The sequence below is a fragment of the Paenibacillus stellifer genome (assembly GCF_000758685.1).
Lineage (GTDB): Bacteria > Bacillota > Bacilli > Paenibacillales > Paenibacillaceae > Paenibacillus_AQ > Paenibacillus_AQ stellifer.
This window is the reverse complement of sequence record NZ_CP009286.1, coordinates 378,381-392,642: the sequence shown is the minus strand read 5'-3', so window position 1 is coordinate 392,642 and position 14,262 is coordinate 378,381. Positions and strand designations below refer to the sequence as shown.

13 protein-coding genes are annotated in these 14,262 nt (G+C 53.3%); 1 reads left to right on the top strand and 12 read right to left on the bottom strand.

Going from position 1 to position 14,262, the window contains the following annotated elements:
- Positions 1-46: 46 nt before the first annotated feature.
- The 7 genes from PSTEL_RS01955 to PSTEL_RS01925 all read right to left on the bottom strand — a co-directional run bounded on the left by PSTEL_RS01955 (position 47) and on the right by PSTEL_RS01925 (position 7,797).
- Positions 47-808 (bottom strand): orotidine 5'-phosphate decarboxylase / HUMPS family protein, encoded by a 762-nt coding sequence (locus tag PSTEL_RS01955; RefSeq protein WP_038693138.1) that lies wholly within the window; start codon positions 806-808, stop codon positions 47-49.
- The gene (locus tag PSTEL_RS01950) at positions 805-2,106 is read right to left on the bottom strand and encodes an MFS transporter (protein WP_038693137.1); all 1,302 of its coding nucleotides are present in this window, start codon (positions 2,104-2,106) and stop codon (positions 805-807) included. Before PSTEL_RS01950 ends, PSTEL_RS01955 begins: the two co-directional genes overlap by 4 nt.
- A complete protein-coding gene (locus PSTEL_RS01945) occupies positions 2,103-3,065 on the bottom strand; it encodes a sugar kinase (protein ID WP_156995748.1) in 963 nt (320 codons plus the stop codon). The genes PSTEL_RS01950 and PSTEL_RS01945 overlap by 4 nt, the downstream gene beginning before the upstream one ends.
- Complete coding sequence (locus tag PSTEL_RS01940) at positions 3,059-3,961, bottom strand: sugar phosphate isomerase/epimerase family protein (protein ID WP_038693135.1); 903 nt, start codon at positions 3,959-3,961, stop codon at positions 3,059-3,061. The genes PSTEL_RS01945 and PSTEL_RS01940 overlap by 7 nt, the downstream gene beginning before the upstream one ends.
- A gap of 489 nt (positions 3,962-4,450) precedes the next feature.
- The gene (locus tag PSTEL_RS01935; protein WP_038693134.1) at positions 4,451-5,458 is read right to left on the bottom strand and encodes a LacI family DNA-binding transcriptional regulator; all 1,008 of its coding nucleotides are present in this window, start codon (positions 5,456-5,458) and stop codon (positions 4,451-4,453) included.
- Between the two features lie 59 nt (positions 5,459-5,517).
- On the bottom strand, positions 5,518-6,906 hold the full coding sequence (locus PSTEL_RS01930) for a sugar phosphate nucleotidyltransferase (protein WP_038699952.1): 1,389 nt from the start codon (positions 6,904-6,906) through the stop codon (positions 5,518-5,520).
- A gap of 87 nt (positions 6,907-6,993) precedes the next feature.
- Positions 6,994-7,797, bottom strand: a complete 804-nt coding sequence (locus tag PSTEL_RS01925; RefSeq protein ID WP_038693133.1) for a DUF6492 family protein — start codon at positions 7,795-7,797, stop codon at positions 6,994-6,996.
- A 34-nt stretch (positions 7,798-7,831) separates the two neighbouring features.
- On the opposite strand from PSTEL_RS01925, the gene PSTEL_RS27310 reads away from it, so the two are divergent.
- Entirely contained in the window at positions 7,832-8,125 is a 294-nt protein-coding gene (locus PSTEL_RS27310) for a hypothetical protein (protein WP_156995747.1), read from the top strand.
- Positions 8,126-8,272: 147 nt separating this feature from the next.
- Here PSTEL_RS27310 and PSTEL_RS01920 read toward each other — a convergent pair whose 3' ends face one another.
- The 5 genes from PSTEL_RS01920 to PSTEL_RS01900 form a co-directional block, all read right to left on the bottom strand.
- Positions 8,273-9,514, bottom strand: coding sequence for an MFS transporter (locus PSTEL_RS01920; RefSeq protein ID WP_052098124.1), 1,242 nt, complete (start codon positions 9,512-9,514; stop codon positions 8,273-8,275).
- A 26-nt stretch (positions 9,515-9,540) separates the two neighbouring features.
- Complete coding sequence (locus tag PSTEL_RS01915) at positions 9,541-10,575, bottom strand: ROK family transcriptional regulator (protein ID WP_038693132.1); 1,035 nt, start codon at positions 10,573-10,575, stop codon at positions 9,541-9,543.
- 161 nt (positions 10,576-10,736) lie between these two features.
- A complete protein-coding gene (locus PSTEL_RS01910) occupies positions 10,737-11,813 on the bottom strand; it encodes a hypothetical protein (protein WP_038693131.1) in 1,077 nt (358 codons plus the stop codon).
- A 72-nt stretch (positions 11,814-11,885) separates the two neighbouring features.
- Positions 11,886-13,298 carry an MATE family efflux transporter gene (locus tag PSTEL_RS01905; protein ID WP_038693130.1) on the bottom strand — a complete coding sequence of 471 codons (1,413 nt, stop codon included), beginning with the start codon at positions 13,296-13,298 and terminating at the stop codon, positions 11,886-11,888.
- Complete coding sequence (locus PSTEL_RS01900; RefSeq protein ID WP_038693129.1) at positions 13,273-14,226, bottom strand: DMT family transporter; 954 nt, start codon at positions 14,224-14,226, stop codon at positions 13,273-13,275. The genes PSTEL_RS01905 and PSTEL_RS01900 overlap by 26 nt, the downstream gene beginning before the upstream one ends.
- Positions 14,227-14,262 lie beyond the last annotated feature (36 nt).

Here is a 14,262-nt window from a genome sequence, read left to right as displayed (position 1 = left end):
CTGTCTATACATATGCTCTCCCCTGGATGAGCCGGGGCAGCACCCGCTACCTTCTCCTTAACTCATCGATCGCTTCCCGAAACGCGCGGGCTGCGGCAGCGGGGTCCGGGGCCTTCGTAATGGCGGAGCCGACGATCAGAACCTCCGGCTCCAGCGCCAGCAGCCCCGGCAGCGACTCCAGCGTGATCCCGCCCGCGGCGGCGATCCGTAGTTCCGCCGGGCCGCCGCTTGCGGCACCAGGAGCGCCGGATGCGGCGGCATCAGCCTGCGCAGATGCGCAGCCGCCGCCCGGTGCAGGAGCGTCCGTCAGCAGCCCGCCTGCGGCGACTGATCCCCTGGCGCCCCGGGCGGCCCCATATGCGCCCGGCCCGGTCAGCCGGGAGCCGCCGCCCTCCTGCTGGTCCTTGCTGACATGCAGGCAGTGGACCGCCTCCCTGTAGCGGGAGAGCGCCGCCTGTTCCTCGGGCGTCGTATGGAGCAGGTCGATCATGACCTGCCTGCCCCATGTCCGCGCCGTCTCCAGGCAGAGGCTGACCGTGACCGGCGGGGCGGCGCCCATGACGGTCGCCACATCAGCCCCCGCCTTATAGCATAGCTCGAACTCGTATTTGGCGTTATCGAAGGTTTTGACATCCGCTACGATTACTTTGTGCGGGAACTCGCGCTTCATCGCCTCCACGGACGCCATGCCGAACTCTTTGATCAGCGAGGTCCCGACTTCGATCCAGTCGATATAAGGCTCCGTCAGCCTCGCCATATCGATGGCTTCCTGTATGCTCATCCGGTCCAGCGCCAGTTGAATGTTCATCTCGTTGACACCTCAAGCTTTCCCTCCGGAGACGATTCGGCCGACTTCCGGGATTTACCCACAGTCATGGTCAAAATGGCGGACAGCAGCAGCGAACCGGCCATGAAGATGTAAGAGGCGCCGAAGCCGCCGGTCGTGTTGTTCAAATAGCCTACGAGATACGATCCGGCAAAAGAGCCGAGCGCACCCATACTGTTGATCAGCGCCATGGCGCCGCCCGAGACATTCCGGGGCAGAATTTCCGGCATGATGGCGAAGAACGGTCCATAAGGCGCGTACATGGCGCCGCCGGCGATGACCAGCAGAATGAAGGAAATCCAGAAATGATCCGCGCCAAGCAGATAGGAAGCGTAGAAAGCGACGGCGCCGACCAGCAGGAACGGCCAGACAAAGGCTTTCCGGTTCTGTGTTTTATCCGAGAAGTATGAAGCCGTCAGCATGCCGATAACCGCGAGCACATAAGGAACGGAGGACAGCCAGCCGGTAGCAACCATGCTCATGTCCGGAGCCGCTTTGATAATGGAAGGCAGCCACATCACGAAGCCGTACACACCGATGCTCCAGAAGAAATACTGCAGGCACAGCCGGATAACAAGCGGCGATCTGAACGCTTCGCCGTAGTTCTTGACGGGCTTCAGCCCCTTCTGCTCTTCATGCAGGGCGCTCTCAAGCTCCTTTTTCTCCTGAGAGGTCAGCCAGTTCGCTTCCGAAGGCTTGTCGTTGACCAGCTTCCACCAGAAGAACGCCCAAATAATCGGAGGCAGACCTTCAATGATGAACATCCATCTCCAGCCGACCGAAGATACGAGATACCCGGAGACGATCGACATCCACAGTACAGTTACGGGATTGCCAAGGATGAGGAACGTGTTGGCGCGGGAGCGCTCTTTTTTCGTAAACCAGTGGCTCAGAAAGACCAGCATCGCAGGCATGACTGCGCTTTCAACAACGCCGAGACAGAACCGGATGACGATGAGAAAATGAACGTTATGGACAATGCCGGTAGCCGCCGCCAGCAGCCCCCACAAAATCAGCGACCCGAAAACGAGCTTCTTGGCACTCTTGTTCTCGGCGTAATGGGCGCCCGGCACCTGGAAGAAGAAGTACCCGAGGAAGAAGAGCGCGCCAAGCAGCGAAGACATCGAAGACGTAATCTGCAAATCCTTGGCCATGCCGGCGGCCGCGCCGAAGCTGTAGTTCGCCCGGTCGAGGTAGGCCAGGCTGTACGTAACGAAGACAATCGGCATCAGACGCAGCCAGCGCGAGGCGACGAAGCCGCCTTTGTTCGAGTTGTTCATCTCGTTCTCACTCCTGTCAGATGATAATGAAGATACGTCTTAAGTTCTTCCTTCGTCGGATATCCGTCGTGATCGCCTGCGGACTGCACTGCGAGCGAGCCGATCGCGTTACCCTGCCGCACCGCCTCCGCGGCGCTTAAACCGTCCAGAAGTCCTCCGATCAGACCTGCGGCAAAGCCGTCTCCGGCCCCGACCGTGTCCACAACCTTCTCCGCCTTGAATCCCTGAACCGTTCCCTCTTCACTCGGGGTGCGGAAATACGCGCCTTCCGGACCCAGCTTGACGGCAACAATTGTAACGCCCCTGTTCAGATAAAATCCGGCGATTTCCTTCGGGTCCCTTGAGCCGGTCAGAAATTCCCCTTCTTCGATCCCCGGCAGCACCCAGTCCGCCCGGCAGGCCAGGTCATTGATGACCTCCTTCATCTCTTCTTTTGAAGACCAGAGCGAAGGACGCAGATTGGGATCAAAGGAGACGGTCCTGCCCGCGCCTTTCATAGTCTCCAGTGCCGCATAGGCGAAAGCGCGGGTGCTCTTCGTCAGCGCTGGCGGAATGCCGGTCATGTGCAGATGCCGGAAGCCGGTCAGATAGCCAGAGTCCACGTCGGCCTCGCCGAGCGTACTTGCGGCCGAACCTTTGCGGAAATACTGCACCTGCGGATCGCCCTCCAGCACCTTCGACTTCAGCTGGAACCCGGTCGGGTAGCGGGAATCGCGGGTAATCCCGGAGATATCAACCTGCTCCCGGGCGAGATACTCCGCGATGTACTCGCCGAAGGCATCCTCGCCCAGCCGGCTGATCCACCCGGAAGACAGCCCCAGCCTCGACAGGCCGACGGCGACATTGACCTCCGCCCCGGCGAGTCGGCGGCTGAAGGTGTCGATGTCCTTCAGGGCGCCGGGCCTGCCCGCGACGAACATAACCATAGCCTCTCCAAAAGTTACCGAATCTTTCAGCATGGCTGCCATCCCTCCTTCAGTCTCTCCGCTTCCGTCCCTTTCCCGGCATGCCCACGGGCTTGCCGCAGCATGTTCAGATAACCGGGAAGACTCTCCGGTCCGGGAATCGCAAATTCAATCGCCCGTGATGCGCGGTCCGGCAGCAGAGCCAGCAGCTCTCGCCAGAACGCATCCTCCTCCACGGGAATGGGAACCGTCTGCAGAACATCGTCCTCCGAATATACGACATGCTTGCAGTGAATGTAGGCGGTGTAAGGCGCCAAATCCAGCGCCGCCCGGACGGGCTCCTCTCCGGCATACATCCAGTTGCCGGTATCGAACGTCATGTGAACTCCGCCGAGTCCGGAGCGCCCCACCGCCTGGAAGAATGCTCTCAAGTTTCCGGCGTCGCCTCCATGCGGCGTCTGGTCATTCTCTACCAGCAGGATCAGCGGCCCATGCAAGGTCCGGTACTGCTGCAGCAGCCTGCTCAGACGGGTCAACCGCTCATGGCTGTTCCGGCTCTCCTGGCCTTCTGCTGCCCCAGCCTTGCAGGCTTCCGGCGCATCCGTCACGCTTGCCTCTGCATCGCTCCCGGCCGCTGCCCTGAAATGCCCCAGCGACACCTTCAGCATATCCGGCCTCAGAATGCCCGCTTCCTCAAGAACCGCCGACAGCTGCGTTTCATTCAGCCTTCCGGCTTCGTCCCACAGCTCCATCGGGACCGAGTATACGCAGCGCAGGCCGCTGCTGCGGTTCGCTTCGCGGCACTCCACAAGCGGCAGCTCCCCCGGCGGGAACAATTCCCGCCTGATTTCGATGCCATCGGCGCCCGCAGCGCGAATCGTCTGCGTCCATTCATGCTGCGGCCCTGGAGTATTGCCAAAAACCGAGGTTGGAACAAAGACCGCCTTCATCCTACCATCCTCCTTCATGCTCGATGAGCGATGATCTATACCGTCCACTGCGGCCAATAAAGTGAGATTAATTGTTTATGGCTTGATCGGCTTGTAATGCCAGTAATGCCGATCTTTCTGTAAATCGATTTAGTAAACCGATTTACAAAGGGTATGCGCTCATTATAATCCCGCCCTTTTCTTTTTGCAAGCCCTTTCTTTAAAGCGCTGTCAGAATGCGCTGTTTGGGTGAAATCAGCCTATTTCCCAGTGCTTACGGACCGAGCGGAAACTTATCCAGTCCAGGGGCCTCCACAAATGCCGGCCAATCCACATATAACGGCTCCCAGGTCCATAAGCTTCGAAAAAGGGCTGTTTTTTCCGAAATAAGGGCTCTGGAGTCCGCAGATGTCGGGGGTACGGTTGAGGCCAGCCGACAAAAAAACAGCTCCCGGTCCAGGACCTGAAGCTGTTTTTATCCAAATAAGAATGACACCACCCGCATCATCTTCAACGTGAACGGCCGGACGATTCCCGCACGGCAAGCTCGCATTCAAAGACGAACTCGGCCGCCTCCGGCGCTTCCTCCGCCCGGATGCGGGCGATCATGCGCTCGGCTGCCTTTCTGCCCATCTCCAGCGAAGGCTGGTTGATGGTCGTCAACATCGGTGTGAGCAGGTGGGCAAACGGTATGTTGTCGAACGCGACCAGCGCCAAATCCTCCGGAACCCGGAGCCCCTGTTCCTTGACAAAAGCAAGCGCCTCAAGCAGCACCAGGTCGTTCCCTGCAATAAGCGCCGTCGGCGGCTCCGGCTCCTCGAAGACCTTGCGGAAGCGTTCCTTCAGCGAGGAAATCTCCGCATTGATGATGTTGCGGCTCTCGCATTCCAGACCGAGCCCGCTCATAGCCGCCCGGAAACCCTCCGTCCGCTCGGTGCGCGTGCTGATCGTCAGCGGTCCCGTAGCCAATGCGATGCTCCGGTGTCCCAGCGAAGCCAGATGCTCCACCGCCCGGGTAACCGCCTCCCGGTTGTTGACCACAATCGTATCTGCCTTGACGCCTTCAACCCGGCGGTCCATGAACAGGATCGGGTATTCCTGCTTGGCGAGGTTTTTATATAACGGTCCGTTCTTGCCCGTAGGCAGGAGAATGATGCCGTCAACCTGCTTGGCCTGCAGCATTTCGGCATATTTCTTCTCCTTCTCCCCATCCTCGTCGCTGTTGCACAGAATGACGCTGATGTCCTGCTCCTGGCAATAGTCCTCGATACCCCGGCATATTTCCGTGGACAGCCGGTGCATAATGTTCGCCACGATGACGCCGATCGCCCCGGTCCGCTTCTGCTTCAGCCCCCGGGCAAGCACGTTGGGCCGGTAGTCGAGGGCCTCGATCGCTTCTTCGATCTTGACCCGCGTCTCCTGGCCCATATGCTGGTATCTTTTGTTCAGAAATTGGGATACGGTGCTTTTGGACACGCCCGCGCGCGCCGCCACATCCCCGATTGTCGCTTTCCCCACGGTATTCTACTCCTCTGTCCGATTGTATCCCTACTATAAAGCGCATCGCAGCGCTTTGTCTAATCGGCAGGAGATTTCCAGTCGTAGGTGATCCGCTCAATATCCTCTTCGGGGGCGCCGGGCTCCCGGATCTCCGTAACAATGAGCTCCAGAGCCTCCGCTCCGGCCTTCAGCGCATGTCTGGCTCCAGAAGGCACTGCGATCACATCGCCGGCGCGGATAGGCCGGGACTCGCTCTCCAGCCGGTATTCTCCCGCTCCGGACAGTACCGTCCACATCTCCCGGGTATGCCGGTGAAGATGGTAGCTCGTATGTCCGCCCGGCAGCAGCGTGACCTTGGAGACAATCGTCTCGCCCTTCTCACCAGGCCGGGTCCAGTCGAGCACCCGCGAAATGCCCCATCGCCGCTCCTCGACCATCGGCTTCTTCGGCTCGCCTGTCAGGGCATTCTTGATCTCTTTGGCCCGGTCTTTGCCCGCAACGAGAATACCGTCCGGTCCGGCAGCCACGACCGTATCCCTGACGCCAATCACATGAATCGGGCAGGACAGCTCATTGATCAGAAAAGAGCCTTCCGAATCGGGGGAGAGCGTGCCGACTCCCGTTACCCGTTTACCCAGTTGGGGAGTCAGCGCATCCCAGCTTCCGATATCCTCCCAGATTCCCTCGTACGGAACAACAACAGCCCGCTGCGTCCGCTCGATCACCTCGACGTCGAAGCTTCGCTCGGTCAGCTGTCCGTAGCTGTCCAGCAGCTTCCGGTATTCTGTGTGAAGCCCTCCGGCCTGCGCGCGCGACAGCAGAAAGCCGAGCTTGCAGGAGAACACGCCGCAATTCCACAGCGCACCTTCGCCGATGAACGTCTTCGCCCCTGCCTCGTCGGGCTTCTCCGCAAAGCGGGCTACCTCGAAATACCTCTCCGTCTTCTCCGCTCCCGTTCCAGTACTGCCTTCCGGCAGCATACGGGGCACAATATAGCCGAACTGCGTGGACGGAGACTTCGGCTCCGCTCCGATCAGCGCGACATCCGCCCCGGACTCGGCCAACACCTGCGGGAAGCGCGCGATCAGGCTGAAGAAAGACGGTTCCACAAAGGAATCGACCGGAATGATCGTTACGACTTCCTCCGGATCGCTGCCGCGCGTCTCCCTTAGGTAGGCGGCTGCCAGTGAAATAGCCGTGAACGTCCCCTTTTTATGCGGCTCCGCCAGCACGGGAATGCTCTCTCCGATAGACTTGCGCGTAATCTCCACCTGGGTACGGTGGGTCACGATGCAGCAGGAGCCGAGAAGACCGGCCGCCTCCAGCCCGCCGCATACCCGTTCGATCATGGATTCCAGACCGCCGGATGCCGCCGGAAGAAGACGCAGGAACGCCTTGGACCGGACTTCATTCGACAGCGGCCACAGCCTTTTGCCCGATCCCCCGGACAGAAGCACCACCTGCATAATCATCCACTCCTTCATTCCGTATGACGGGGACCTCCCCCGGGAACCGGTCTTCCAGACCCCTTACTCGCTGCTCCGGCATTCGTCTCACTTCGCTCCCGTCTTCCGGCTGTAAGCCTTGCGCTGGTGAAAAGAGAGCGAACGGCAAGACCGGGCATACCCGGCCACCGAAGACCGCGAAAGCTTCCGGAAGGAGGTGTGCAGGCTTCTGTTGCGTGCTTTCTTGAGCAGCATTCCACCGGGATCGGTCGTGTACAAGTAATTGGCATACGTTTCGTATTCGGAAAAAGCGAACGGCTTCGAGCGGTTCATGCTGCGGATAATGGCGGTGTACCAGGGAACGCCGTGGATCGCCTCGATTTCACGCTTCAGCCTTGCAAGACGCCGGCATTCAAACAGCATATAGTGGGTGACGAACGAGGAAGGAGACGGCGCCTTTCGGCCCATCAGCTTGCGGTAGGTTCTGAAATATTCAGGCTGGCTCCAGTTCCGGCAGTAGAACACGGTCCTCCCGTCCTGGCGGAACCGGTGGGAGGCGATCAACACGGTATCGGCGTCAATTACGAGAAAATAATCGCTTGAACACAGCTTGTCGCCGTTCAGCTTGAGCAGCTGCTGGAACAGCCAGCCGGAGCGCTCGAACGTGCGGGAGCGGTAGTGAATATCCTTTTTGGTGATAGGCAGAACCGTATTCTCATCGATGAAGCTGCAGCCTTTATTTCGGCAAAACTCAATAATCCGGGGCTTACGGGGAGCAACAATCAGGATGCGGCGAATCGGGTGGCGCACATAGGTCCGGACCGCATCGACGACATGCGGCAGGGTGGCCAGATCCTTCTCGATCGCCGGAATCAGCACATCGATGGCTGGGCCTTTCAGGGCAGGGGACATGACTTCATCTCCACTCTTCAATTTATGTTAGCGTATGAAGATCACCCTGAAAAAGCTTGGGCCTCCTGCCCCTGAAGCCAAAATCGGTCCCGGCCCCTTCTACCAGAGGAGCAGGCCCGAAGCCAGCGTCAGCAGACCAAGCGCCGCGACGAAGAGGCTGACCACCGGGATGGAAGAGGTCTTGGATAGCCGGACGGCGCCAAGGTTGAGCGCGCTGTGCAGCGGAATCATCAGCAGCGCGGCCAGTGGAGTATGGGCGATGATCAGCGCGGCGCCGATGTGGAAGGCGGAAGCCCAGATCCGCTCCAGGATGCCCCACAGGAGCTAACAATCAGGCTGCCCAAAGACTCACACCAGTCAGCTTCCAGCCGGCCCTTATTGGGCGCCAAGCTTGTACCGGGAAAGAGAAGAACCCGGCCAAGCTCCCCGCTTAACCAGGTTCGGATGTTGAGATTAACCGGATATAACCGGCGGATTAATGAACCTTGCTCTGCCCGCCGATTTCTCCTCCGCCGGTCCGCAGCTCCATGACACGGTTCAGCCTCTCCGAGAACAGAAGCATCGCTGCTGCCATCAATCCCAGATACACCGGGAAAATGCCAATCGACGAGAAGGAAGCCAGGAAGCCGAGCAGCGGCGGCAGCAAGGTGCTTCCCACATACGCCACAGCCATCTGGTAGCCCATGATGGTCTGCGAGTTCTCTCTTCCGAAGCGTACCGGCGTCTCGTGCAGCATGCAGGGATAAATCGGCGCAAGCCCCAGCCCCACAATCATGAAGCCCGCAACCGCGTAGCCGCCGGGCAGAGGCAGACACAGCAGCACAACTCCGGCGAGTGCGGTAATCTGTCCCGCGCGAATGAGCAGCCGGTTGCTCACCCGGAAGGTAATGAAGCCGGTGATGAACCGCCCGGCCGTAATGCCTGCATAGTAGAGCGATACGCCCTGCGCCGCGAATACGGCCGATGCTCCTTTGACATGAACCAGATAGCTGCTTCCCCACAGACCCAGCGTCGCTTCCACGCCGCAGTACAGCAGAAAGGACAGCAGCCCCTGCTTCACGCCCCGAATGCGGAGCGGCTTGGCAGAAGCAGAAGCGCCAGCCGCATTTTCCGCCGGCCCATTGGACGCCCCTTCTTCCTCCATACCGTTAGCGGCCGTTCGAATTCCCGCAACCTTATTCCAAAGAGGCAGTGAGAAGAATAGAATCAGCACCAGCCCGAACTGGATGGCGGAGATCGTCAGATAGCCGTCCCTCCAGGAGCCGCTCCCGTCAATGAAACGGGCCATAATAATAGGGCCAAGGGTCGCCCCGACGCCCCAGAAGCAGTGCAGCCAGCTCATATGGTGGGCCTTGTAATGCGCCGCCACATAATTATTGAGGCCCGCATCCACGGAGCCTGCCCCAAGACCGAGCGGGATGGCGAACAGCACCATCCAGATGACCGACGCCGATTCCGCGTAGCCCAACAGGGCGGCGGCGGTCATGAGGCAGCTTACGAGCGTCACCTTGCCCGTTCCGAACCGTGAGATGACGCGTCCGCTTGCGAGACTGGAAAGAATCGTGCCCGCCGCGATGAGCATGAACAGCCAGCCTGCCATATCGAGCGGCGCTCCAAGATCCTTTTGCATAACCGGCCAGGACGCGCCCAACAGAGAATCCGGCAGCCCCAGGCTGATAAAAGCCAAATAAATAATAATTAAAAAGAAAGTAGCCATTGATCATTCTCCTGTCCGACACAATCTCATTCTGCAAAACCGCCTGGTTGCCGGATCATCAGATCAAGTCCCAGACTTTGAAGCCCGTACAGATAGTCCTCCTTCCAGTCGCTGACGGTAAGCAGAGGCAGATGTTCCGGCGGAATATACGCCGAGCTGCCCGAAGCGATTTCCTGCAGCATCGCCCCGCTCACTTCGTCTTTGCAGAAGATCACCGCATGAGGGTTCAAAATGGCGGCAAACGACGCAACCAGCCGGCTCACCGGATCAAGGCTGCCGCTGCCGCCGTCTGCCCTCGTCACCTGCTCTTTCATCGACTGTCCAAAGTTCAGGCCATTATTCTGGGGAACGAATGAAATCTCGCCGGTGAAAAAGCTTTTTCCCCGGACGACATCCCCATTGATCATGATCCCTGCCCCGGGTCCGTTCTGCCCGAAATAAAGATACACCAGAGACTGGTGAGGCTGATGCTCCCGACTTTTGTGGTAACCGAGCACAGCCGCATTCATATCGTTCTCCACTACGGCCGGGATGGAGTAACGCGATTCACAGTATTGTTTGAGGTCAAAGTAGTGGAATTGCGGATAATCGGGGATATGGATGATTTTGCCGGTGCCATCGACCGCTCCGGGAATGCCGATGGAGATCACCCCGATCCGGGGGTACCGGTCCAGAAAGCTTTGAATCTGCAGGTCAAGGCTCTCTATCCCGGCATTCAGGACACCTGGAGTGTTCCCCCGATCTTTCACTTCGCCCAAGCTGTTAACAACCATGTATCCCGTTTCCGTTCTTTCCAGAAACAGGGCCAATCCCAGCATATGCTCCGGATTGTAGGCATACCTTAACGCCCTGCGGCCTCCGCTGGATTCATCCAGACCGGCCTGAAAGATCTCTCCTTCTTTTTCCATGAGGGACAGAAACTTTCCGACCGTCGGGAAGCTTATCCCTAATTGCCGACTTAATTCCGCTTTGGTCGAACTGCCGGCTTTCAACAGAGCTGTTCGGATCTTTCGCACAATCATCGTTTGTACGGCTTTGGGTCTATTCGTTCCTTCGTGCATGGATTCACCTCTCATCCCTACTTATTAAACTGATTTAATAAGTAGGGATGAGTGTATCACACTACGGGTATCTTTATCAATAAGGCAATGACAAGAAAATGTGTCGTTTGCGGGCGGTGGATGCTTTTCCATGAATTGCACCACCACCCGCGATCTCGGAGCTAAGACGATTGAAGCGTATCCAGAAAATACTGGGTTACCAATGTCTCTTTATGATAGATTTCATTCAACAAAGTACTTAATGGCAGAAAATAAGAAGGATCTATAGGCTCATCAGGATTGATTTCCTTCTTTTGAATATAATAAAAAATGTTATTTCTGTATCGTGTCCACAACTGGGATAATGCGATGTATTGTTCACGCAAATGTAAGCAGGCTTTTTCCGAAAGCAACCCTTCATTAAACAGAATATCCACAAGAATAAGATTGCTCTTTTGAAAATCCAATGGAAAAGAAGCCAGTGCATAATGGATCACTATGTTCTGAGATGAGATTCTCGGGAATATATCTGTAATTGCAGATGAAAATTGTCGGATGCAATTTAATCCATATATTCGATTCAAATCGTACAACTTGGACAGTTCTGAAGAATCATCCTGGCTTTCAGCTAACAAATTTTCCAGATTGGTAATAACATCGCTTTTCGTAATCTTATATTTATAATCTGTAGTTGAGATTAATTTGAATGCTTTAATTCCCGTTTTGGAATAGAGTCCTTCTCCCTTTCTTCTAATCTCGTCAAACGCAACCTCTAGTTGGTCATGTGACAATTCATAATAATTCAACACTCTTGGTTTCGTACAATCTTCAATCATATAATATTTCCTTAAATCCCGGTTATATCCGTAAACAAATGAGGGATGGATAAACCTTCTAACGTTGTACTCAATGCCGCCAGGGAAATAGAATCTGTCCAAATCGACAAATAAATAATAACCCCTTTCAAGATACGTCATTATTGCTGCATGAACGCTCGGGAAATTCCAATATTCCACTTCAACTATGTCAAACAATTCCTGTATCTTAGGGATTTGAGTAAGTACTTCAGGTACAAAAATACCTTCTCCGAAAATTTTCATTTCTACTTCAGGTGCATTAAACTTATTTTTAAATTGATATATGGAATAGTTCCTGCTTAATGAATACGACAACTTCCCATAGCTTTGATTTTGAATTTTCAATATAGCGATCAAGTTATTATAAATGCAGTTAATCCAAATATCATTGTTTGGCTCCATTGGGAGTTTATAATCCTGATTTACTTTACTCAAGCGATCACCCGCTTCTTATTTTGATTTGAAAAAACGATGCTAAACCGCATTGGTTAAATTATTGATCCATTTTTTTGAAATAAATCTCGTAATCCCCATAATAAAACGAGACATCTCTTCACCAAATACTGCGATAACCATAATCCAATAAATAGGGAGATGAAATCCCTGTTGTCCAATTATTGCTGCGGGAATACCGAATAGCCACATGGAAATGATCCCCTGGATTAATGTAAATCTTGTATCCCCTCCCCCATACAATACTCCCTGTATCAGAGTCATATTGATTACCTTGAGCCACAGTAGTAGAGACATAACCATAAGTATGTTCACAGCATTACTTAATCCTGCTGCGGATAGGTCATAAAGGGATAAAACCGGTGAAGAGCATACATAAATCAGTAAGCCTACTGCGATAGAACCGATGAATGAAATCAGTACGATTTTTTTACCAAGATGATATGCCACATCCGGTTTTTCAGCTCCAATATTTTTGCCGATTATTACATTGCTTGCCCCACATAGTCCTATGAAGAACACAAAGGCCAAATTTTCAATGGTACTTGCAACATTATAAGCAGCGATTGAATCAGTACCAATTCTCGCGTATATCATGTGGTATACTGAAATTCCCAATGCCCAAGACAATGTGCCAACTAATAGCGGAACTGCAGTTCGCAAAAATTTGTTGAGAAGGCTGAAATTAAAATCAAATACTTGGTTCAAACTCTTATATGACAATTGTGTTTTCCTAAAATAAACCATGAAGATTAACAGAAGCATTTCTATGAATCTTGATAGGCAAGTTGCAATTGCGACACCAGTTATCCCTAATTTCGGAACGCCAAATAGACCATTGATAAACAGGTAATTAAGAGCGGTATTCAAGCTTAAAGCAAAAAAACTGATATACATGGACATTTTAACAACTTCAATACTGCGCAATATGGCTGAATAGCAGAAGGTTACAGCTGTTGGAACAAAACTGATCCCAATAATAAATAGAAATTTTCCACCCCTTAGTACAACCTTCTCATCGTTCGAATATAAATGGATTAACCCTTTCGAATAAAAAAGCGATAGCATACTGAAGATTGCCCCGATGCTAATGCAAAGGCATAGTACCATTCCAAGGATCCTTCCGACTTGTTGGACATCCTTTTTCCCCCAAAACTGTGCTGTAAAAATAGATGCACCGGAGCAAAGCGATGATAGGATGCAAGTGTAGATAAAATAAACCTGATTAGCCAAGCCTACTGCAGCAATCGAAGCTTCGCCCTGCCCTCCTATCATCAGAAAATCAACAAATCCCAACGACGAAATTATCAAATTTTGCAATATGATTGGAATTGCTAATTTGAAGATCGATGAAAATAGCGAGCCCTCTTTTTCTTGACTCAATAACAATCCGGTCGATTCTTGCAACTTAATATTTTCTGCTTCTGCTTCCATAAATGTTCACCTTTTTTTCAGTAAAGTCGCGGTTCACTATAATAATTCCGGAAATAACCAGTACTAAAGAAACCCAGATTAGTTTCTGTATATGCTCATGAAGTAAAAGCATCGACCATCCCACTCCGAATAATGGGACTAAAAACATATACATGGATACTTTCCCCACTGGATTGCATTTCAGCAAGTAATTCCACAAAATAAAGCTCACAGCTGATACCATCGACAGATATAGTAAGAGAAGCATAGATTTTGTTTCAAAATGGAATGGAATGATGCCTATCTTCCAAGATGATATGCATATTAATGCAATCCCGCCCAGGAGCATTTGATAAGCATTTAAATAAAATACAGAAATATGACGGGATTCCACTTTGGATAATATATTGCCAAGGGACGCAGAAAATGCGCCACAAAATAACAATATGTCTCCGCTTCCAAATTGGAATGTGTGGTCTCCTTTAGAAAATAACAGGATCAATCCCATAAATCCGAAGACAATCCCAACCATTTTTTTGGGATTTAATTGATCCTCTTTGAATAAAAAATGAGCAAGAATTAACTGAAAAAATGAGATTGCCCCCGATGTAATAGAACCTACTGCACTAGAGCTTCGACTTAATCCTATGTATATAAATAAATATTGAAGAAAGGTTTGCACCAGGGATACTCTGACTATCCTCTTCAGTGTTGAAGGAACTAAGGCAATTCGCTGCCGATTAACGCTCATAAAACAAATAATTATCAGTCCACTTAATGTAAAGCGATACCCTGCGAATAAAATCTGTTGATACACATCACCTTGTTGGATACCAAGCTCGCGATAACTTAATTTAATAAAAGGAAATGCACTTCCCCACAGTATTGTTGCAATAACGGAAGCTACAACAATCCCGGTCCGGCTTCGAAAAAAAGCCTCTATTTTCATAATTGTCACACCATTTCCGGAGATAAATATTCGTAA